Annotated in this window: 16 protein-coding genes and 2 pseudogenes; 8 read left to right on the top strand and 10 right to left on the bottom strand. The window is 42.8% G+C overall.

Annotated features, from left to right (window positions below; genetic code table 11):
- Positions 1-14: 14 nt before the first annotated feature.
- The 3 genes from CYLST_RS34650 to CYLST_RS17870 form a co-directional block, all read right to left on the bottom strand.
- Positions 15-296 carry a hypothetical protein gene (locus CYLST_RS34650; RefSeq protein ID WP_157162607.1) on the bottom strand — a complete coding sequence of 94 codons (282 nt, stop codon included), beginning with the start codon at positions 294-296 and terminating at the stop codon, positions 15-17.
- 88 nt (positions 297-384) lie between these two features.
- Entirely contained in the window at positions 385-771 is a 387-nt protein-coding gene (locus CYLST_RS17875; protein WP_015209125.1) for a thioredoxin family protein, read from the bottom strand.
- 377 nt (positions 772-1,148) lie between these two features.
- Positions 1,149-1,865 (bottom strand): NnrU family protein, encoded by a 717-nt coding sequence (locus tag CYLST_RS17870; RefSeq protein ID WP_085960632.1) that lies wholly within the window; start codon positions 1,863-1,865, stop codon positions 1,149-1,151.
- Positions 1,866-2,077: 212 nt separating this feature from the next.
- Between CYLST_RS17870 and CYLST_RS17865 the strand changes: the two genes are divergently transcribed.
- The 5 genes and pseudogenes from CYLST_RS17865 (at position 2,078) to CYLST_RS36805 (ending at position 7,062) form a co-directional block, all read left to right on the top strand.
- A complete protein-coding gene (locus CYLST_RS17865) occupies positions 2,078-3,091 on the top strand; it encodes a LysR family transcriptional regulator (RefSeq protein ID WP_015209123.1) in 1,014 nt (337 codons plus the stop codon).
- 109 nt (positions 3,092-3,200) lie between these two features.
- A complete protein-coding gene (locus tag CYLST_RS17860) occupies positions 3,201-4,541 on the top strand; it encodes a protein kinase domain-containing protein (protein WP_015209122.1) in 1,341 nt (446 codons plus the stop codon).
- Positions 4,542-4,655: 114 nt separating this feature from the next.
- Positions 4,656-5,747, top strand: a pseudogene (locus CYLST_RS17855) (substrate-binding domain-containing protein).
- Positions 5,686-6,477, top strand: a pseudogene (locus CYLST_RS17850) (ABC transporter substrate-binding protein); the annotation flags it as partial. The pseudogenes CYLST_RS17855 and CYLST_RS17850, both read left to right, overlap by 62 nt.
- A 447-nt stretch (positions 6,478-6,924) precedes the next feature.
- Positions 6,925-7,062 (top strand): hypothetical protein, encoded by a 138-nt coding sequence (locus CYLST_RS36805; RefSeq protein ID WP_245587399.1) that lies wholly within the window; start codon positions 6,925-6,927, stop codon positions 7,060-7,062.
- A gap of 461 nt (positions 7,063-7,523) precedes the next feature.
- On the opposite strand, the gene CYLST_RS17845 is transcribed toward CYLST_RS36805, so the two are convergent.
- A complete protein-coding gene (locus CYLST_RS17845; protein ID WP_015137174.1) occupies positions 7,524-8,282 on the bottom strand; it encodes a Crp/Fnr family transcriptional regulator in 759 nt (252 codons plus the stop codon).
- Between the two features lie 275 nt (positions 8,283-8,557).
- Between CYLST_RS17845 and CYLST_RS17840 the strand changes: the two genes are divergently transcribed.
- Positions 8,558-9,424 carry a DALR anticodon-binding domain-containing protein gene (locus CYLST_RS17840; RefSeq protein ID WP_015209121.1) on the top strand — a complete coding sequence of 289 codons (867 nt, stop codon included), beginning with the start codon at positions 8,558-8,560 and terminating at the stop codon, positions 9,422-9,424.
- Positions 9,425-9,790: 366 nt separating this feature from the next.
- Here CYLST_RS17840 and CYLST_RS17835 read toward each other — a convergent pair whose 3' ends face one another.
- Positions 9,791-10,633: a Cof-type HAD-IIB family hydrolase gene (locus CYLST_RS17835; protein WP_015209120.1), complete on the bottom strand. Its 843-nt coding sequence runs from the start codon at positions 10,631-10,633 to the stop codon at positions 9,791-9,793.
- Between the two features lie 71 nt (positions 10,634-10,704).
- Between CYLST_RS17835 and polA the strand changes: the two genes are divergently transcribed.
- Positions 10,705-13,644, top strand: coding sequence for a DNA polymerase I (polA, locus tag CYLST_RS17830; protein WP_015209119.1), 2,940 nt, complete (start codon positions 10,705-10,707; stop codon positions 13,642-13,644).
- A gap of 328 nt (positions 13,645-13,972) precedes the next feature.
- Here polA and CYLST_RS17825 read toward each other — a convergent pair whose 3' ends face one another.
- The gene (locus CYLST_RS17825; RefSeq protein WP_015209118.1) at positions 13,973-14,320 is read right to left on the bottom strand and encodes a DUF6575 domain-containing protein; all 348 of its coding nucleotides are present in this window, start codon (positions 14,318-14,320) and stop codon (positions 13,973-13,975) included.
- A 113-nt stretch (positions 14,321-14,433) separates the two neighbouring features.
- Between CYLST_RS17825 and CYLST_RS17820 the strand changes: the two genes are divergently transcribed.
- Complete coding sequence (locus CYLST_RS17820; RefSeq protein WP_015209117.1) at positions 14,434-15,420, top strand: hypothetical protein; 987 nt, start codon at positions 14,434-14,436, stop codon at positions 15,418-15,420.
- 27 nt (positions 15,421-15,447) lie between these two features.
- Here CYLST_RS17820 and CYLST_RS17815 read toward each other — a convergent pair whose 3' ends face one another.
- From CYLST_RS17815 to CYLST_RS17800, 4 genes are all read right to left on the bottom strand, one after another.
- Positions 15,448-16,950 carry a family 10 glycosylhydrolase gene (locus CYLST_RS17815; protein WP_015209116.1) on the bottom strand — a complete coding sequence of 501 codons (1,503 nt, stop codon included), beginning with the start codon at positions 16,948-16,950 and terminating at the stop codon, positions 15,448-15,450.
- Positions 16,951-17,470: 520 nt separating this feature from the next.
- The gene (psb27, locus tag CYLST_RS17810) at positions 17,471-17,875 is read right to left on the bottom strand and encodes a photosystem II protein Psb27 (RefSeq protein WP_172642162.1); all 405 of its coding nucleotides are present in this window, start codon (positions 17,873-17,875) and stop codon (positions 17,471-17,473) included.
- 111 nt (positions 17,876-17,986) lie between these two features.
- Positions 17,987-19,129: a 7,8-didemethyl-8-hydroxy-5-deazariboflavin synthase subunit CofH gene (gene cofH, locus CYLST_RS17805; protein WP_015209114.1), complete on the bottom strand. Its 1,143-nt coding sequence runs from the start codon at positions 19,127-19,129 to the stop codon at positions 17,987-17,989.
- 209 nt (positions 19,130-19,338) lie between these two features.
- Positions 19,339-20,967, bottom strand: coding sequence for a glycosyltransferase family 39 protein (locus CYLST_RS17800; protein WP_015209113.1), 1,629 nt, complete (start codon positions 20,965-20,967; stop codon positions 19,339-19,341).
- Between the last annotated feature and the right edge of the window lie 548 nt (positions 20,968-21,515).

Raw genomic sequence — 21,515 nt, 5'->3', positions numbered from 1 at the left:
GTCGCTTGCGGGGATTATCGATCCACTGCGTTGAGGGGGCAGTGCGTTGTCCTTCGGTGATTTATAGGCGAAATGCCTTCCCGAAGAGTAGCAACTGCCGTCGGCAATACCCGACTTATAGCCTCCTGGAGGGCGGCTTCCCAAACGGTAGCATCTGACGTCCCGTTGAGCGAACTGCGCTGCGGACGGTTTTCAGAGGACTGTGACGGAGAGAGAAGTTTGAGTGGTCTCCGCGCCTGGCCAATTACCCGTCCGCAGGCAACTGTCCAAGTCGGAACTGTTAATAATTGTGACACACACCCTTGAGGATAAAATACCCCACCCAATGACCTTTGGGTGGGGTGTTAAGCATGGTTTTAGATTTGCCGAGGCTAGTCTTGCCCTTTATGCTGAGCGACACTCCAAATCCGCTGCTTTTGGGCTATTGTATGATTTATTACTAACGCTATAACTGAGTCTGATTTCTTCTAAAGCCAGACGTAGATCTTCTCTACCGCGAAAACCTTCCAGACGATGCCGGATCATGCCATTTTCAATCAACAGTAAAGTTGGTAGTGATTTAAGTCTATAAGTGTTAGACAGTTTGAAATTTTGATCAGCATTAACCCCAACTAGCTTAATTTCCTCGCCACATTGGGCTTGAAATTGCAACAGTAACGGGTGGATGATGCGACACAAGCCACACCAAGGTGCTTCAAAATTAACTAAAACAGGAATTGGAGATTCTAAAACTTCTTGAGTAAATGTCCGCTCACTAACCGACAACACCATGACGCCTCTTGAATTATAGGGTTTTTATATCAAACTAGCTACCAGCACCGAATAATTGGCTTTCTTAGTCACTGCTGATAGACGCGCTCAGGGCATAAATAAATAATTATGCAAAAATTGAACTTATTGATTTTGGCTTTGACAAAAAAGCCAGCGCGACATTCACGGTGGCTTTTTTTAGATGTTCAACTCCTGATTGCTGTTGACTCTCCAGGAAAGTCAATTGACCAACAACTACCAATATAAAATCTCAAACCGACTGAGGACACCCCCACTGACAGCTATTTGATTTCATCCTACATTGATTCGGTAGCATTTGATAAGCTGAAATTTTCCTTGACTGAGGATTTTTTGCTGATAGTGGGGATCGTCTGAAACTACCATCTTATCCCACTAGTAGCTGACAGCAACAGAGGATGCGCCCACGAAAGCAAGTACACAAAAATGGCAACTCCTAAATAGGCAGGACGCAAAAATTCCTCCCATTTGATAGATTGACGACCGTCAATAATTGCTTTAAAGGGAATAGTTGAAGTTCGCTGTTTGACCACTTCAAAGGCTTCTCCATAGCGGCAGCATAGGCGACGATCACCATGCCAAACCCCAAACAGGTGATGCAACACCAACCCGATCGAAGTCATCAAAGTAAAGCTAGTACCTAGCCAGAGAGTATGGGCAACACACCAAATTATTTGCCCCACCATCTGGGGATGACGGGTAATACGAATTATTCCTGTCTCGTAGAGGTGGACTTGGGGCTTTTGAATGGCAGCAATTTCTAGTAGATTGAAGGTGGCAGGATATAAAAACAAAAACGAAATCGCGGACAGCACCCAAACTACTGCTCCCACGCCAGGTACACCTTGCACCTGCCAAAGTTGCAAGCCATCATAACGATGGTTAATAAAGTAGGTAATTAATATTACAGCCAACGGTAGACTGATTAATGCAAAGAAAATGCGATAAAGCCTTGGTCCGATAAGCTTTTCTGCCCAAGGGCGCAAGGCTGCTCCGCCACTGTGGGCGATCGCAAAAGCTAATTGCAACCCCAGCATGACAAAATGACTGGAGGTAAACCAAGGATTCAGCATCATATACATAGGTGAAGTAATTTAAAGAAAACTTAATTCAGTACAATCTATACCACAAACTATTCCCAAGGAGACTTTAGTCAAGATGTTGTGGTACTGTCTTTTTCGAGCAAAGCGTCCAAGTTTAAGATGCAACAAATCCTACCCAGCTTTTTCGCTATGAAACCTGATTTGTTGCCAAAGCCACTCCTTTCAAAGTTTGTGGGTTGAGCCTTATGTCTGACCTTCCTTTCACTTTAGATCAGTTACGTATTCTGAAAGCGATCGCTGTAGAAGGAAGCTTCAAGCGTGCCGCTGATAGTCTTTACGTCTCCCAACCTGCCGTCAGTTTACAAGTCCAAAATCTAGAACGGCAGCTGGATGTCCCTTTATTCGACCGTGGAGGACGTCGCGCACAACTAACCGAAGCAGGGCATCTACTTCTCAGCTACGGTGAAAAAATCCTCAGTCTGTGCCAGGAAACATGCCGCGCTATTGAAGATTTACAAAATCTCCAAGGTGGTACTTTGATTGTCGGCGCTTCTCAAACTACTGGCACTTATCTTTTGCCAAAAATGATTGGCATGTTTCGGCAAAAGTATCCAGATGTGGCAGTACAGTTACATGTTCACTCCACTAGACGGACTGCATGGAGTGTAGCTAACGGACAGGTAGATCTAGCGATTATCGGTGGCGAAATTCCCGGTGAACTGACAGAATCTTTGGAAATTCTGCCCTACGCTGAGGATGAGTTAGCGCTGATTTTACCTGTATTCCATCCCTTTGCCAAACTGGAAACGATCCAAAAAGAAGACCTATATAAATTACAATTCATTTCTCTAGATTCCCAATCGACCATCCGCAAAGTCATTGACCAGGTGCTAGCACGCGGTGAGATTGATACTAGGCGTTTTAAAATTGAAATGGAACTAAATTCCATAGAAGCCATTAAAAATGCCGTGCAATCGGGTTTGGGAGCGGCTTTTGTCTCTACCTCAGCGATCGCTAAAGAATTACAAATGGGCGTGCTACATTGTGCCCCCATTGAAGGTGTTGTTGTTAAGCGAACACTGTGGCTGATTTTTAATCCCAATCGTTATCGATCCAAGGCCGCAGAAGCATTTAGCCAGGAAATTCTCCCCCAGTTTGCTACTCCTGGATGGAATAAAGATGTGTTAAAATTAACACAAAAAAGTCTAGCAGTAAATGCATTGGATGCAGCAGCGCCCCGATCCTCTGACGCTAGCTAAAAATTTTGCCAGTAGTCGATAGTCAGTAGTCGGTGGTCAGTACTTATTAGTAAATAACTTCTGGCCTTTGACAATTGGCAACTGACCACTGACCAAGGACAAACACAAAATGAAAATTTACTGCACTCGTCCACGCTGCCCCCGCCCACAAAATTTTTTTGTGGACTTAGATGATATTACAACGCTGAAAACAACCCAGCAAAAATATTGCATCACCTGTGGTATGCCACTAATATTAGATGGTCGCTATGTGCCAAATAAGTTGCTGGGAAGAGGGGGGTTTGGAGCAGCCTTTTTGGCAGGCGATCGCCGGATTCCCGGAATGCGCCCATGCGTAGTTAAGCAGTTCCAACCGGCGGGAAATTTAACTTCAAATCAACTGCAACTAGCACAACAGTTATTTGAAAGAGAAGCAGACGTTTTAGCGCAAATAGGCAACGAACACGAGCAAATTCCTGGCTTGTTTGCTTTCTTTCCAGTCATAGTCCAGAGCTTGCAACCAGGGCAGCAGGACCAGTTTTTTTACTTAGTACAAGAATATATTAATGGGCAAGACCTAGAGCAAGAATTAGCTCAAAAAGGCAAATTTTCTGAAGCAGAAGTTTTGGAAGTACTCAGGGAAATTCTCAAAGTCCTGAATTTTGTTCATCACAAAAGCATTATCCACAGAGATATTAAACCATCTAACATCATGCGCCGTCAGGACGGTAGAGTTTTCCTGCTAGATTTTGGTGCAGTCAAGCAAGTTACAAACGCGCCTTCTGGTGCTGCTGCTTCTTCCACAGGAGTTTATTCTATGGGATTTGCACCACCTGAGCAAATGGCTGGAGGTCAAGTATTCCCATCTACAGATTTATACGCTTTGGCTGTAACTGTTGTCACCTTGCTGACAGGACAGGAAGCAACTCAGCTATTTGATGCTTATAGTAACCAATTGAAGTGGCGCTCACTAGCAACTGTCAGCCACCGTTTAGCTGAGATCTTAGACAAGATGCTCATGCCTGCTCCTAATCAACGCTTTCAGTCAGCTCAGGAGGTTTTGGACGCGCTAGAACCAGGCAACACACAACCACCACTACCATTGCCAATAAAGCGCCAACCAGCTTTTTCTACATGGGAATTGTTAGGTGGAGCGGCATTTAGTGGATTTGAGGGTGCATTGATCGCGATCGCCCTTTTGGGTCTGGTAGGTAACCCCATCATTACTTTGGCTATTTCAGCGGTGATTTTGGGGATACTAATTTTTTCCCAAACAAGGCGCTGGATTGAAAAGTTTGATTTGTTGATTATTCCAGGTATTAGTTTTGCTTTGATATTTTTTATTCCCTTGTTTCGAGGCGTTCTTGGTATTCAAGACGTAGTGATTTTAGCAGTTACTGCTAGTTTGATAGCCGTTGCCCTAACAGCACTATTTCGTCTTATTTATAAATTTTTATCTCTTCTGCTTTAACAGCGGTATGTTCAGAATGCTTAAAGCTTACGAAGATAGATTAGTAATTTTTAAAACTTTAAATTTTAAGTATAATAATTTATAACCGTAGGTAATTTTTAATTCCCAAAATATATGTCTGAGAAAAAGGAAACACTTAACCTTTTCTTAGCAATGCTCATAAGCATTGGCTTAATCTTCGCCGGCTTATGGTTTCTGATGGAACGCTGGGCACAATTAACTAGAAATCAAGTTAGCACTTCTTCCTCTCCTCACCCTTCAGAAAGTGAAAAACCGACTAATTCTTGGATGATTCAAAATGAGTCAGTAACTAAATGTAATCTTGCAAACCTCCCAGGAGGGACATTCAACTATGGCGGCAGCACAACATGGGCACCTATCCGTCGAGACGTAGATCAAGTGCTTGAACGCACCTGCCCTCAATTTATTTTACGCTATACTCAACCCACTAATAAAAAACCAGGCTCTGGCACGGGCATTGAGATGTTGATAGATAATCAACTCGCTTTTTCTCAATCTTCTCGCTCCCTGAAGGGAGAAGATTGAGAAAAAGCTCAAGAAAAAGGATTTAGTTTGAACGAAATTCCAGTAGCGATTGATGGAATTGCGATCGCAGTCAACCCAAACCTTAACATCCCTGGTTTAACCGTTGCTCAACTAAAAAATATTTATACTGGCAAGATTACTAACTGGCAAGAGGTAGGTGGGCCAAATTTATCCATTATACCCTTATCTCGTAGCAAAGAAGCTGGAGGTACAGTGGAATTTTTTCTCGAAAACGTTCTAAATAAAGAAAATTTTGGTACCAAGGTTAGTTACATTGGCACTACTACAGAAGCACTAAGAAAACTAACTTCGAGTCCTGGTGGAATTTATTATGCTTCTGCGCCAGAAGTTGTATCTCAGTGTATGATTAAGCCCCTACCACTGGGGCACACTAGTGGGCAATTGGTAACTCCCTACCAAAAACCCTATATACCTCCCTCTGAATGTCCTACGAAGCGTAACCAGTTGAATGCTCAGGAGTTTCGCAGTGGGGAATACCCAATTACTCGTAATTTATTTGTAATTGTTAAACAGAATGGTCAACCAGACCAGCAAGCGGGGGAAGCTTATGCAAATTGGCTGACAACATCTCAATGCTATCTACACCAAGGGAGAACTTGTAGCGATTTCCCCGACCAGCACTTCAGTAAAAATTTCTAACTTTAGCCGTTATATTTTTCGCACTGTTCCCAGTGATTTTATGGCTGCCAGAAGTTTAGCCAACTACATGGTGAAAACTTGGCAGAAAAAAAATGCAGTCGTTTTCTATAATTCCCAGAGTAACTATAGCCAGTCCCTCAAGTCCGAGTTTGTTGCATCTGTTTCCCTGGAGGGTGGACAAGTTTCCAGTGAATTTGATTTATCCAAAGCGGATTTTAGTGCGGCTCAAAGTGTAGCACAAGCGACTCAGCAAGGAGCCGAAGTGTTGATGCTAGCCGCTAACAGCGGTTCCTTGGATAAAGCGTTGCAAGTAGTTCAGGTTAACCAGAAACGGTTACCTCTACTGGGGGGTGATGATGTTTACACCGTCAAAACTTTAGCAGTCGGTGGGGGGCAAGCTGAGGGGATGGTCCTGGCAGTTCCTTGGCATATTGATGGTGATCCTAAGTCAGACTTTCCGCTGAAATCCCGGCAGTTGTGGGGTGCTGATGTAAGTTGGCGTAGTGCCCTCTCATACGATGCTGCACGCGCTCTTATTGCCGCATTAGAGGCCAATCCCACGCGTTCTGGCATACAACAGGCGCTTTCCTCATCTAGCTTTTCTACAACAGGCGCTTCTGGGGCGATTCGGTTCTTACCATCAGGCGATCGCAATGTCCCAGTCCAACTTGTAAAAATTATTCCTGGTAATCGCTCTCGTACTGGGTATGACTTTCAGCAATTACCATAATCAGCAATCAATAAATAAAACTAAACCAATCGTTCCGACCAGTTCTCGGTCGGAATTTAAGCCGGGCCTAGCAGCATAGGTTGAGCCTGAACCAAACTTTTATAGCGATTTATGTATTTGGTAGTAGGAGTTCATCGACTTTACTAAACCTACTCAAATCTACTTAAAGATTTGAAGTTAGCTTCCTGCTTCACTTTAAGAGTGACGGCACTTACTTAACCCACAGGTAGAAGGAACGGACAAAGCTTGTCCTACCTTACAATTCTCAGATTTTCAGGCTTGGTTATCGCCTAAAAGGGATTTTAGATTAACTGATTTACCTTGGTCAGTACCTTTTTTACTTAAATTTATACAATTTTAAGTAGATTTAGCTAAAATTTTGACTACAGTTTTCAGCCCTACCTTAAGCTCCCAAGACTGGAGGTGAACATCTAAAATCCAATTACATTGGCAAGATCAATAATTGTAGCCAAGGAAGGCAGACTCAATTTCCCGATTAAGCCTCATTCCTGCGGCATCAATAATGGCAATACAGTAGAACTTTTTGTCCAAGACATCTTGGGTGGTCAACCTTTCGGTACTTAAGTGGAATTTATCTCCACAACCACCCAAGCCTTGCAAAAATTGGCTGGTAGTCCTGGTGGCATCTATCTACGCTTTTACCCCAAAAATTATTCCTCAATGTTCCATCAGAGCCTTGCCGTCGGGGCAGACGCAAGGGTAATACATTGCTCCCTACGAAGAATCATTTGTCCTCCCGTCTAAATATTCTGATAGACGGAACAAATTAAACATTGAGGCTTTTCAATCAGGAAAGTACCCGATTACCCGGAATCTGTTTGTGGTAGTCAAACAGAATGGTCAAACTAAGCAGTAAGCAGGTGTGGCTTAAGCCAACTTACTGCTGATTTGCAGGGACAGGAACTAATTAACCAAACAAGGTTCGTCAAAATCCGCTGACACCTGTTCTTAATGGCTTGAGAGAGCAGTGGCTCCCGTTACATATCTCAAGAGGGTGGTTTCTCCTAAGATATCTGAACTGCTCTTTAGCTGGCTCTATTAATCGACTCTGCTGGCAAGCAAATAAGATTATCACCTTGGGTGAGGATTAAGCCGCGTTGACGCAACTTGCCCATCAACCGGGTGACGGTGACACGAGTTGAACCAATCGCGCTACCAATTTGGGCATGAGTGAGGGGGAACGGCAGACAATAGCCGCGAATCACATCGGGGTCAGTTTCGCTCATTGCTGGCTCTCCATATTCCTCAATTAACAATGTGAGAAATCCTAAGAGTCGGTCAATTGTGCGTCGTTGTCCTAAGGCACTCAGCCACAACAGCTTACGCTGGTGCTGATATCTAAAGGCGTCCATGACTTCACGACGGAAGTGAGGCCAGTTATCTAAATCATGCCAGTACATCCACAGCACCGCAGTTTGGTCAACGTGGGCATAAGCCTGGAGTGTGAACGGTGACTGGGCAACAATTTCAAAAGGCTGTCCCGCTCCCACAAAACCCAAGAAAGCTTCTTCTGGGGTTCTGTTGATTCGTCGAGACGTTAGCTGACTGGCAGTAGCACTAACTTGGGCGGTTCCTACCATGCGGATTGCACCCCTTTGCACTAGATATAGCAATCCAGGTCTAGCTGGAATGCGCTCATCTTTGCTGAAGGTGCGGCAGCGGTAGTGTTCTTGGGCCCAATCAAGAATTCGTTGCCAAGTTAAGAAAGGCCGTGATGCCTCGGAGAAGGAAGATGGAGATTGCATAGGTAACAAAGAGCGTTCGGCTGAAGACAAAGACGACATAAAAAGGTGCAAGGAGTGTCTTTGTGTTGGCGAGGCAGGCTAAACGCCTAACAGCGCCAGCCATCTAAAGTGAGTGTAGAAAGCAAAATTGCCCTCTACTCTTCTGTTATACTTCTTACTGTACAATGATGGTAGTAAAGTTTACTCATTATTCATCGATTATTCATCAAATTTTATCCTACTCTCATTTTTCTCTATCTAGATTAAGCTTCTATCTTTAGATAGAAGAAACCGGATCAAATGATCTGTCATACAGGTTTTTTACAAAGGACTAAGTGCATCAGAAGCTACTCGTCAGTAAATATGCAGCCATTAAGCAGATAGTATACAGTCAATTGGTGACTGCCCTAAATATTTATACCAGTAATGGAGCAATTGTAGGCATAGAAGATGGAAAAATTCCTCTATTTAAAGGTAGAGACGATGGGCAAATCTTATATATTTCAGGTGTAGCTCTGCGGCTATCAAAATCTCAGAATTCAAAAGCTATGGAGATTGCTGGTGGGATTGCTGCTCACTTATTGGCGACATCTAGCGACTTTTTCTACGTCCAAATAGTTCCCCCAGGTTGGATTCATTTAGAATTGACCCACTCTACCTTAGCGGTTTGGCTGCAAAGTCTCGCAGTTGGCATTGCTTGCTTAGAGAAGGTTCAAGCCAGAGAAGTAACCCTAATCCAAAATTCTTCCAGATTGTTTGCTATTCAATACGCTCATGCACGCTGCTGTTCGCTAGTTCTGCTAGCTCATCGAGAGGGATTAATTAACTTGAGCAAATCTGTTTCAGGTAGTAGTCCAGCTATTTGGGATGTGATCGACCAACAGCCCATACCTTGGCTTAACTGTGATGACAAACTTCGCCTCACTCACCCAAATGAGGCTCATCTAATTTCTGAGTTGGTGCAAGTGGTAGACGATTGGGCACTTTCTGATTGTAGCGGCTCGGTTAACTGGGAAAAAGCAGGGCTAAATTTGAGCCAAGCTTTTGAAACCTTCTGGTGTAATTGCCGTATTTGGGGTGAGGTGAAAAATACCTCACCAAAGCTAACACAAGCAAGACTCGGACTGCTTATGGCTACTAAGTTTGTCTTAAGGTCTTTGCTGGAAGAAAAACTGGGGGTTTCTGCACTCTTGGAACTATAGGTCATCAAATTTTGGATTTTAGACTTTCCTGCCGAACGCTACACGTTGGCGTTGGCCATAGCCTGCGCTTGGCGCTTACGTCGTCAGCGCTCAGTCGAAGGATTTTATAGCGTCTCCACGGATAAATTTGAGGGCAATAACTTCTCGGTTTGAGATTGGTTCTTGCCGCTTAATTCCAAACCCTAAATTGTAGATATAAAATTGTGTCTGTGGCAAATCTAAAAACTTTGATCACAGCTATTGACTGCATGAATCCCCTCGGCTATATTATCAAGTGTGTGAGGAGCGAACCAGCAAGAGCACCGAGACGAAACACGGCCAGTCGTCGGTGTTCTTTCTGATGTTTATGGTGCTGGCTTGTAGGAGTTACCTTACTCCAAGCAAAAATTTTTCGATTGCCACTGCGGCTCCGTCTTCCTCCACGCTAGGAGCTACCCACTGAGCGATCGCTTTAACCGCCGCCGGTGCGTTGCCCATAGCAACGCTAATGCCAGCATACTCCAGCATTTCTACGTCGTTGAAGTTATCGCCAATTGTCATCACGTTGGCTCTTTGTAATCCCAGCAGTTTTTCGGCTAGATAACCTACAGCAGTTCCCTTACTGACCAAAGCGTTAGTCGCTTCCAAAAAGGTAGCTACAGATGTTGTCAGGTAAAGTTCGGCGGGTGTGTATTGACGGCGCAAATTGCTCAGAAGTTCGTGGATCACGTCTGTGTCATCGCACAAAGCTAGGACTTTAGTTGGTTCATTTGTTAAAACTTGACGCAAATCGCCTACGGGAATTGGGGTAATACCAGAACGTTCAGCATAAAGTTGGCTTTCTCTGGTTAACTCCCGCACATAAAGCTGGTCATTGATGTAGAAGTGGACAGATAGAAGCGATCGCAAATGGGATTGTTCAAAATAGTCTAGTAATTGCTGTGCAATCTCCCTAGAAACAGCCAAATGGCGATAAATTTTTTGAGTGCTTGGGTCTTGAATCCAGGCTCCCTGATAAGCTAGTAATGGCAGGGTGGAGCTAATTTCTTGGTGGAAACGCAAAGCTGAACAATACATCCGTCCCGTGGCGATCGCTACTTGAATCCCTCGTGCTTGCGCCGCAGCAATCGCTTGCTTTACAGATTTGCTCAAGTTGTTAGATTGGCCAGCGATCGTACCATCTATATCTAAAACTAATAGCTTAATATCACTAGGGTTGTGCTTTGACATGAGTAACAGGATAGCCTAAATGTAATCATACAGTTGTGTACGCATTGGAAGCTACTGGCTAAAATAGGGCTATGTCCGAAAATTTTGCTAACCACTTGACGAACGATTCTGCAACCACAACAAGGCCCACGTTCATCCTCGTAGATGGACATTCCCTCGCTTATCGTTCATACTTCGCTTTTGCCAAAGGCAGAGACGGAGGACTGCGGACAAAGGCGGGGGTTCCTACCAGTATATGTTTTGGCTTTCTGAAGTCACTGCTGGAGGTAATGGCCACACAACAGCCACAAGCAATGGCGATCGCCTTTGATTTGGGTGATACAACCTTCCGCCATCAAGCTGATGATACCTATAAAGCAGGTCGTCCGGAAACACCAGAAGACTTTATTCCCGACTTGGCAAACTTGCAAGAGTTGCTGAGTGGCTTCAACTTGCCTGTATTAACGGCTTCAGGTTACGAAGCAGACGATATCTTGGGAACCTTAGCACAAAGAACTGCTGCGGCTGGGTATAGAGTCAAGATTCTCACAGGCGATCGCGATTTATTTCAACTGATCGACACTGACAAACAAATCACCGTCCTGTATTTTAGTCCAGATGCCTGGAAGCGTTCCACATCTAGCATTACTGAATTTAGTGCAGAACAAGTAAAAGAAAAATTAGGCGTCTTTCCTTCGCAAGTTGTCGATTTCAAAGCTCTGTGCGGTGATAAATCTGATAATATTCCTGGAGTCAGAGGCATTGGCGAAAAAACAGCAGTACAGCTGCTTAATGCCTACAATTCCCTAGAAAATATTTATGCTGTATTAGACCAAATTAAAGGCGCTACTCAGAAAAAACTGGCAGAAGGTAAAGAAGATGCCAAAATATCCCGTTTTTTAGCAAAAATAGTTCTTGATGTGCCGCTAGAACTTGATTTAGAAGATTGTAAATTAACAGGGTTTGATGCCAGCATCCTGACACCAATTTTAGAAAAATTAGAATTAAATAAATTCTTAGGCAAAATTAACGAAATCCAGCAGCAATTTGGTGGCAAAGTTGCAGAAACTCCAGCCGTAGAAACAGCAGCAACACTCAACGCTGATGAAGATGATGATTTGTCGTTTTACAGTGCTAGCGAGACAGCAGAAGTTCAACGACAAACAGCTTTACCAATTCAACCACAAATCATCAACACTGAAGCCAAACTAAATGAATTGGTAAAAATTCTAGAAAAATTTACCAATTCAGAAACACCCGTTGCTTGGGATACTGAAACCACTGCTTTAGAACCAAGAGATGCTACTTTAGTGGGAATTGGCTGCTGCTGGGGAACCGAACCAGATGAAGTTGCCTATATTCCCTTAAATCACAAAATGGGGGAAAATCTCAATCAAGATTTAGCATTGACAGCACTACGTCCAATTCTTGAAAGTGCTGATTATCCCAAAACTTTACAAAATGCGAAATTTGACCGTTTAATCCTCCGGTGTCAAGGAATTAATTTGGCAGGAGTAGTGTTTGATCCCATGCTGGCGAGTTATGTGTTAAATCCAGATACTACCCATAATTTGACTGATTTGTCGCAGAGATACTTGGGATTAACTGCTAAAAGTTATTTAGAGTTAGTTCCTAAAGGCAAAACCATCGCTGATATCAGCATTCCTGCTGTAGCAGATTACTGCGGTATGGATGTTTATACGACATTTAGATTAGTACCAAAACTGCGAGAGGAACTAGAGAAAATTCCTACTTTACACAAGCTATTACTAGAGGTAGAACAACCGCTAGAAGTGGTTTTAGCGGAAATGGAATATACAGGAGTTCGGATTAATTCAGCTTATCTCCAAGAACTTTCCCAGCATTTAGAAACAGAGTTAGCCAAGTTAGAAGAGAAAGCTACTGAAATTGCTGGAGAAAAATTTAATTTGGGTTCCCCCAAACAGTTGAGCCAGATTTTATTTGAAAAATTGGGATTAAGCAACAAGCATTCTCGGAAAATCCAAAGTGGTTATTCTACGGATGCAGCGACATTGGAAAGACTCCAAGAAGTTGATCAAACTGGTTTTGTTGAAGCCATCATTGAGTACCGCACTCTATCGAAATTAAAATCTACTTACGTGGATGCACTACCAGCATTAGTACGTGCAGATACCCAGAGAGTGCATACGGATTTTAATCAAGCTGCGACATCAACAGGTAGGCTATCTTCTTCTAATCCCAATTTGCAAAATATCCCGATTCGCACTGCTTTTAGTCGCCAAATTCGCAAGGCGTTTTTGCCAGAACCAGGTTGTTTAATGGTAGCGGCTGATTACTCACAAATTGAATTGCGAATTTTGGCTCATTTGAGTCAAGAACCTATATTAGTGCAAGCATATCAACAGAATGAAGATATTCACACCGTAACAGCACGGTTGGTATTTGAAAAAGAAGATATTACGTCAGATGAACGAAGATTAGCGAAAACCATTAACTTCGGTGTAATTTATGGAATGGGTTCTCTAAGGTTTGCGCGTTCAACAGGTGTAGATAAAAATAATGCGAATGAGTTTATTAAGCGATTTAACGAACGATACCCCAAAGTTTTTGCCTATTTGGAGAAAGTAAAAAAAGAAGCGATTGCTCAAGGTTATGTAGAAACTATTCTTGGTAGAAGGCGTTATTTTGATTTTACTAGCAATAGTTTACGCCAGTTAAAAAATAGCAATCTAGAAGAGATTAATTTAAGTAAATTAAAGAATTTGGGTGCTTATGATGCAGGGTTACTGCGTTCTGCTGCTAATGCACCAATTCAAGGTTCCAGCGCTGATATTATCAAAATTGCCATGGTGAGATTGCATGAGGTTTTAAAGAAATATCAAGCGCGTTTGTTGTTGCAAGTTCACGATGAATTGGTGTTTGAAGTTCCTCCTCAAGAGTGGGAAGAATTACAACCACAAATTAAGTCGGTGATGGAAAATGCTGTTTCTTTAAGTGTACCGCTGGTGGTAGATGTGCGTGCCGGTGAGAATTGGATGGAGATGACGTAGAGGTAATTTTTTAAGCAGAATTATCAACTTCTATAGTAATCCTCTTTGATTAGTGAACAGTATTTTTTAAGCGTAGACTCGGAGCGGGGTACCGCAGGCTACCGCTCCAGACTTAGAGGGCGCAGAGGTAAACAAAAACTAGATGTGAGCATCTCATTTATGATTGCTATATAGGACGTAGATCTAAAAATTTGTACTTCATCTTTCCTTGTTTACTATTTTTTGTCAATGCGTAAGTCCTAAGAACTTCCCGTTGAATTTGTTTTGCAGTTCGAGTTGCTTTCTTCGCTTCAATAATTGGCAGTGTTTCAGCGCCAAAGTCAAGAAATTACCCAGACATTGGTAGCCACTCACCAATTAAATTTTCAGAAAAGATCGTTTCTAGTCTATCAGGACTAGCATCATAGGAAATTATGACTTTATAAACAAAACCGTCTTCTGAACTTCTAAAAGCATCGTGTAGATTAATATTGCCAGAGCGAATATTTCCCAATCTCCGTTGAGACATTGGAATATAAAGCCATGTCTTGAACTCTTTTGTTTCATCTATCCAAACTGCCATGAAAATCTCTCCTGAAGTATTTTGACAGCTAAACAGGCATGGGCCATCATAATACTCGTACACCTCGATGATTTCCAGATTTACTAGAGGTGGGAATTGTGGTAATAGATTCATAACCATACCTCATTTTGTATCAGGACAAGTGACATTGACAATCTGAAAAAGTCTCCAAGGATTTAGACGAATAAAAAGTTTCAGCTAAAAATAGCAATCCTGAGTTATAAAGTATGCTAGTTAGTCAGGATTTGCTATTTATTATGCATATCTACGGCCCCGATGCGATTAATTTTGACGGTGTAAATGGCGATCGCTATTGGTTCCACGAATCTGATTATTTCACTGGGGCATCTGACGTTGACGAGCGATTAAGTGGCTTTCCCGTTTCCGTCTTTTTGCCACAAAATCGACCCGCACAAGATACACCGCTGGTAATTGGGTTACAAGGAATGTGTGCGCCATATTCCTGGAATGCGTTCATTGTGCCAACACTGACACAAATGGGTATAGCTGTAGCTTTATTCGATACACCATTGGCTGGTGAGCGTAGCTTGGTGCGTACCTTCACCGCTGTGGCAGAAAAAGAGATTAAGCCGTTAGTTGACCGGGGAATCCCTTTCGACAGCAAGTTAATGTTATGTATTTTCCGGAGGACTGCGGCTGATATTGCCAGAGTGCAGGAATTTTGCTGTAAGCGCTATGGTCTGAGTGATAGGTTAGCGATGTTTGGCGTTAGTCTGGGCGTTTTGCAAGCTGCCTACGCCTTTACTGCTAATGGTCTTGGGGCGCGGTTGCTGGGAGTGATTGGTCATGCTAATCTCCAATCTTTTGCCAAAAGCTGGGGTTATTGGATGTTGCCAGATTTAGCCGCTTCACCTCTAGGGGGACTAGTCGAGCGAGTACAACCGGAGCTAAAACCGATAGTTAAGATATTACAACTAGCCAAAAATCTGAAATACCCTGACGAGAATGCTTTGGCTTGCAACCCGATGACCTATATAGAGGGCGTCAAACCTTCCCGTCGGGTGCGTTTTTTAGTGGGTGCTAACGATCCCATTGTCAGCATTCGTGATGTCCAGGCTTGCGCTCAAAGTTTCCCAGATGGTGAGTGTTATGTAGTGCCTGGTTTAGGACATGGAAATAGAAAATGGGGGCCGACATTTGTTGATCATGTCCGCTATTTTCTGGGTACTCAATTGGGTGATTGGCGAAGTTGAACATGAGAAATCGAGGGCGGAATTCACTTATCGAGCGCGACAGAATTTGCGATCGCTATCTTGTTCTGGATATTGCCAAGAATATGCAAAATGGCTCACCCCCTTGATTTTGGGGGAAAATTGGCGCAGTGCTTGCATTTGCACTTCTAGAGATGGACGATTGGGGCTGATTGATGATCCCCACCTACCAGCCAAAGCGGGAATCACCTGAGTACCTGGTTTTGCTGCACTCAAAACCCGCTGCACTTGTGCGGCAATACAACTGCCATTATTGCAAGTTGCATAAGCCATAGGATGCCACTCCAGATTACTCGGAAACCGATCCCAAGGTTGCAAGCGAGAATCATAACCTTGTCCTAAACTTTGGTTACCTTCAGGGAAAAACACCACCCCAGCGGGAATACCTTGCTGTTGTACTGGGTAACTAGCTAAGGCGACAAAATCTAAGATACCTTGCATCGCATGGGCAACTGCTAACTGCCATAAATCAAATTGCAGAAGTGGTTGTCTGTCAGTTGCAGTTAAGATTGATTTTGGCGCTGCTGGGGGATTGCGCCCTTGCCATAGGGGTTCACCTTCTTGAGGATAAAGTTTATCGACTTCACCGATGTCTCCGGCGGTGATGTATCCCTTACGCAAAAACCGCCGAATCAAGTCCAGCCCTTTATTATTCTGTGCCCTTCTAAATAAAGCCTCTTGGGTTGCTGGCGTAAATAACCATAAATCTGTAACTTTAGTGGCGATCGAATCACTTCCAGCTTGCCTGGGATAGCGCACATAGTCAAATAGCAAGCCATCTGGGCGACGGCGCAGCACCTCTTGTACCATGCGGTAGTAGTCGGTTTTCGCTTGGGAATTGTAGGGGTCGATATATACTTGAGAGCCATTATCTACAAGATATAAGCTTGTTTGACCTTTGCCATTACGAGCGATCGCACTTTCCTTATCTGGACGCTGGGCGTAGGTATAGCCGAAATTGACAGTAAACATCCAAGCATAAACCTTCAAACCTCGTTCCCGCCCTTTTTTAATCGCTGCGGCCAGTAGATCCACTTTTTCTGAACCTGGAGTGCGAACTACAGAAGGCCAAGCTGTGGGGTTAGCTGCCCCTGGCAATAGTACCTGCCCGTCAGAAAATGCTTCTAAATAAACTTGGTTATAGCCACGGTTGACAATCCGATCCATAATCTGGTCAACTGCCCCCGGCTGAATGTCGCAGGGATACAAGCGCAACCAGATTGCTTGGTTTTCGGGCCAAGTACGATTGCGGCACTTCTGTAATTCCTGTGCGTGTTTTTGTACTAGCTTTTGGTATCGGCTCTGGGCATCTTGATTGTTTTTGAGTGCTGACAAACGTAACTTTTCTTTTTCTTTTGCTGCCGTTGCTGATAGCTGACAATACTGGGTTACTTGCGCCTCTGCTGGTTGGTTGCCAAAATTGGGCATCAACAAACTACTGCTAAAAACGACAGCAAATAGACGCCGCCAAAATAATATTGGTCTTGTAACACTCAAGGGATGGTTAGACATAAATACAAGTAGATGGACAAAACAGTCATTGACCCCAAGTTAAATAATTTGGGGCAATACGTATCGAAATCTCTAGTTAATTAATCAGGGTTTTGAAGCCTAGTTTTTCCAGACTCCTAAATTGCTATTTCTGTTGCCACTTTTTTTATAAAAAAATCATAGGAATTGCAAAAACCCCGAATAAAAAGCACCTCTAACCTGCTTTTGGGGAGATTATACACCTACTTTGATTTGTGAAACATTGCTTAACTAATAATTCTCTGACAAATAGGGGTTGTTTGTTTTTTCGATCAACTTAATTAATTCAAAATAGGGCTGTGGCAGGCTGCACCTTAGCAGAGTGTATCCGCATTGCCAGAGGCGAAGCTGCGCCAAGGCGGTAGCGTTGCGGAGCAAAGGATATAGAAAACAAGAGGCACAAAATTTCAAGCCCAGATGCAGCTAAAATTCCGACAAATTAATCAAGAGTCAAAACGTTGGATTCTAAGCTCTTGACTCTTGATGATCGGGTAGCTAATAGTTAACCACCACGCTTCAGCGCTGCTTCTACTTGGTTTAACTCCTTATCTAGACGATTTTTGAGTTTTTCAGGAATGGGGCGATTTGGGTAAGAACTGTAATGTCCAGCTAGGGCGTTGAGAGCTGTTCGCATTGTTGTAAAGGAGCTAAGTCCAGAAACAGAGTTAACCCGCTGGTAGCGAGCTGAAAAATCAGTTATTTTTTGCCGGGCTTCTGCTTGAACTGCTGCTTTATCTGGTGAATCGCCTGATAAATTTAGGGCTTGTCTCATGATATTGACTACAGCTAAGGTATCTTGACGATAATCCCCAGTCAAACTATCAGGACTGCCAGAACAACCCATTAAGCCGATAGATACAACTAAAACCAGGGCAAGTAGACGCGACCAATAGCGCTTCATAAGCATTTAATAAAACAATACGTAAATCAAGGACTATCCTATCCTGGAATGGTATCTTGGGGATCAGTTAGAGTGCTGAGTCAAGAGTGCTTGCGAACTGAGTCAAAAAAAGTGTGATTACCTTTTCTCGATTCTTTGATACAGAGTATCCCGTTGGTGGTAAGGTCGTCCTAAAGATGCGATCGCATTTTGCAAGGTTTCCACTTCCATACAAGTACCGCCCACAGCACCTGCCATTGTAGTGATATGTTCCTCCATCAATGTGCCACCGATATCGTTACAACCCCAAACTAAAGCTTCTATCGCCCCAGCTAACCCCAGTTTTACCCAACTCGGTTGATGGTTAGGTATCCAATTTCCCAAGAAAATCCGCGCCACGGCCCCCAGTAGCAAGGCATCAGCTAACACTGGTTGATCTCGTCCAACACGACGACGTAAGGATTTGGGCGCTTCTTGTCCCACGAAAGGTAAGACAATAAACTCTGTAATCCTGGCAGGGTATCCCTGATTGATTGCAGTTTGTTGGAGCGATCGCAATTTTTCTAAATGCCCAATTTGTTGGGAGAGCGTTTCAATATGCCCCGACAACATAGTGCTAGTAGTGTGCAAACCTAATTTGTGAGCCGTGCTGACAATTTCTAGCCAAGTGGCGGTGTCGATTTTCTCAGGACATAATATCCGCCGCACTTCATCATCCAACACCTCAGCCGCTGTTCCTGGCATTGAACCCACACCAGCATCCCGCAAAGCAGCAATCACATCCGCGTAAGACAGTCCGTCAAGTCTGGCAATAAATTGCACTTCTTGGGGAGAAAAAGCGTGCAAATGTAGCTGGGGAAATTCCTGCTTGATAGTTTCCACTAGCTTCAGGTAATAAGGCAGAGATTTGCCGTTGATTTGGGCTTGTGGGTTTAATCCCCCCTGCATACAAATTTCTGTAGCCCCCCGTCGCACCCCATCTGTAGCTTTTTCCAAAATTTGCGCCTGATCTAACCAATATGCATCGGCATCACCATCATCCCGGCGGAAAGCACAAAAACTACAGTGCTGCTCACAGATATTAGTAAAGTTAATATTGCGGTTAATTACGTACGTGACCGGATCACCAGCTTGAGCTTGACGGAGTTTGTCAGCCGTCACCCGAATATTCGCGATCGCCTCTGGATCAGTTTGTTTTAACAGTACCACTCCCTCTGAGGGAGATAAATCGTACCCGATTAGGGCACGCTCAAGAATATCATCAACAGTTATAGTAGGCACAGTTTATCAAACACAAATTATTTATCCTATTTTCGCAATAAATTCAACTAATGGACGGCTGTTTTGGGATTTTGGTAACAATTTAAGTATAGGGCGATCGCGAAGCTGAACAAAAAGATCCCCGACTTCTTAAAGAAGTCGGGGATTTGAAACTCTGAAAATTTCACCAATAAAATAGGATCTCTAGAGAATATTTAAATCTTCCTAACTTAGATTGTTTTCTTATCTAGCCGCCAAAGCTCTACACTAACAAGCTTTATTTTGTATTTTGCATCTTTCTCAACTTCCTGGATTAGTTCATTAGAAGGCGCAAACAAAAACACATCAAAACCATCAGGAATCGGTAAGAGTTTCTTTTTCAAAACCGCAGGAGGAATTACACGGCAAGTGTGACAGTAGGGCTTTAACTGTAGCTGTACTTGAGAATTGATTTGATGGCTCAAGCCTAATATCATACCCATACTTCCATCACTGAGCAAAAGTGGTCGATTAGCTCGATTAATAAACTCAGCAGCATAGAAATTAATATCGCTATGGCTCTTAGTCCACCAATAATTAGCTTGGGAACTAATCACATTGGAATAAACTGCACCAGACAACAGTAGAAATAAAACAATTCGCCATAGTTTCTGTTGACGTGATATAGTTGTAATCTTAGTAGCTAGAAGATAAGCAACAGATATTTGAATACCCAAATAACCAGGCGTGAGATATCGTAAAACAATTGTTCTAGCTCCCCCATCGATTAAATCTTTTAACATGATAGGCAGACAGGTTACTAAGATTAATGTCAAAATAAATAACCAAGTTCGTTTGGAAGTATTTCGACAGAGAAAATATATAGAATACCCTGACAAAATTACCAGCAATACGACTAGAATTATCTGGATTATGTATGTCAAAGGATTCTCAAAGCCAAAGTTTATAACTGCTCTCTCATGATTGGTATCAATAAAAATCCGGCTCAGGTTAAAAGTCCATATTTTAATTAAAGACAATGTAGGCATATTACCCTGTCCGCCAACTGTCTTATTGATATGACTTAAGTTCGTAATAATCACCACAAGCCAGGGGGAGAAAGCTATAAATCCAGCAATGGATGCCAACAGACAAGTAATTGTCCTCTTGCTGAAGCGGAAACCTTCGATAGTAATTACATAAACGACCTGTGCAATTGTAACTATCGCTGAAGATGGAAAAGTGTAAAGACTCAGTGCTACGGTTGTTGCGTATATTCCCCATTTCAGCTTTGTGTTGAGGCGTATTGCTTGGAGGAGTGATGCACTTGATAACAAAATTGTCACCGTCCATAAACTATACTCCCTTGCTTCCTGAGCATATAGTATATGAAATGGTGATATAGCGATTAATGCAACAGCTATCCATGCTGTCAAAAAGGAATCAAATAATTCTCGGCACAACCAATAAATACAAGGCAAAGCTAGCAAGCTAAGTAAAGCAGACAAACTTCTGAATGCTGCCACAGAATTACCAAACCACTGCACCCAGAACCAAGTGATTAAGTAATATGCTGGTGGGTGCTGAGGATCTTCTAATGCCAAGGAGTTAATTGTATCCTTTAAACCTTTTTCTAGATTAGTGTTTTGGTATTTATCTAAATCCTTAACACTAATTCTATCAACACTAGCAACTCGCTCAACTAATTCAGCTTCTGTATATCCCGAAGTTCGTAATGATGTAAACGCTTCATCATCCCAGTAGGCTTTTTTGTCAATGTTTATAAAACGAAAACTTACGCCTAATACTAAGACAATGACAAGTAGAAATTTTAAAATTCTAGAATGTTTGTCCCATGAGACTGGAAAACTTATCCTCATTATACATTTGGAGAATATTTATAGTAATTAGTTCATCGCTTACTGGCTAATTCCGAACATAATTAGTTTTTGTCAACGAACTTTATTAAAAGTTTATGCTAGCCAGAAGAATTTTTTGTTGGTAAGATGTGAAATTTTGATGAACTAAAAGTGAATACTATGCACCAGTACTTAAAAAGTATTTAAAAAAATGCTGGACAAGTGTAAAATGTCATACTGAACAAAATAAAGCGGAGTGTTCAGCATGATAAAAGCTGCCTTTTTCATACTTTTAAAATATCTTTAACATCTTTAGCTTGTAACCAACTCAGCACACCGACTTCTTGCTCGGTATTTAAGTAGTGCTTTTTCGCTTTGTGGTTAAGCCGCGGTCTATCTATACTGATATACTACTGAAGATCGCTTTGTTTCCATCGCGTTTGTTTGAATTTGTGTTCGGCATTGTTCTGACGATTGCCGACCGCAAGCGATCCGCGCCATCGCACTCCGCCAATTCCAGGAGACAAGAACTGGTTCCTTTTTCCCTCCTCTCCTTTTCTGTTAGTAAC

The organism is Cylindrospermum stagnale PCC 7417 (genome assembly GCF_000317535.1).
In the GTDB taxonomy this organism is placed as follows: domain Bacteria; phylum Cyanobacteriota; class Cyanobacteriia; order Cyanobacteriales; family Nostocaceae; genus Cylindrospermum; species Cylindrospermum stagnale.
The sequence above is the reverse complement of the archived record's forward strand: the minus strand, read 5'-3'. Positions and strand labels throughout refer to the sequence as shown.

What these genes read in the sequence shown, in the direction of transcription:
- CYLST_RS17835 (WP_015209120.1), bottom strand. Translation starts at nt 10,633, where the DNA reads ATGTCAAAGCACAACCCTAGTGATATTAAGCTATTAGTTTTAGATATA.
- CYLST_RS17875 (WP_015209125.1), bottom strand. Translation starts at nt 771, where the DNA reads ATGGTGTTGTCGGTTAGTGAGCGGACATTTACTCAAGAAGTTTTAGAA.
- CYLST_RS17860 (WP_015209122.1), top strand. Translation starts at nt 3,201, where the DNA reads ATGAAAATTTACTGCACTCGTCCACGCTGCCCCCGCCCACAAAATTTT.
- CYLST_RS17870 (WP_085960632.1), bottom strand. Translation starts at nt 1,865, where the DNA reads ATGATGCTGAATCCTTGGTTTACCTCCAGTCATTTTGTCATGCTGGGG.
- psb27 (WP_172642162.1), bottom strand. Translation starts at nt 17,875, where the DNA reads ATGCTTATGAAGCGCTATTGGTCGCGTCTACTTGCCCTGGTTTTAGTT.
- CYLST_RS17820 (WP_015209117.1), top strand. Translation starts at nt 14,434, where the DNA reads ATGCTAGTTAGTCAGGATTTGCTATTTATTATGCATATCTACGGCCCC.
- CYLST_RS17825 (WP_015209118.1), bottom strand. Translation starts at nt 14,320, where the DNA reads ATGAATCTATTACCACAATTCCCACCTCTAGTAAATCTGGAAATCATC.
- polA (WP_015209119.1), top strand. Translation starts at nt 10,705, where the DNA reads ATGTCCGAAAATTTTGCTAACCACTTGACGAACGATTCTGCAACCACA.
- CYLST_RS17845 (WP_015137174.1), bottom strand. Translation starts at nt 8,282, where the DNA reads ATGTCGTCTTTGTCTTCAGCCGAACGCTCTTTGTTACCTATGCAATCT.
- CYLST_RS17815 (WP_015209116.1), bottom strand. Translation starts at nt 16,950, where the DNA reads ATGTCTAACCATCCCTTGAGTGTTACAAGACCAATATTATTTTGGCGG.
- CYLST_RS17865 (WP_015209123.1), top strand. Translation starts at nt 2,078, where the DNA reads ATGTCTGACCTTCCTTTCACTTTAGATCAGTTACGTATTCTGAAAGCG.
- CYLST_RS17800 (WP_015209113.1), bottom strand. Translation starts at nt 20,967, where the DNA reads ATGAGGATAAGTTTTCCAGTCTCATGGGACAAACATTCTAGAATTTTA.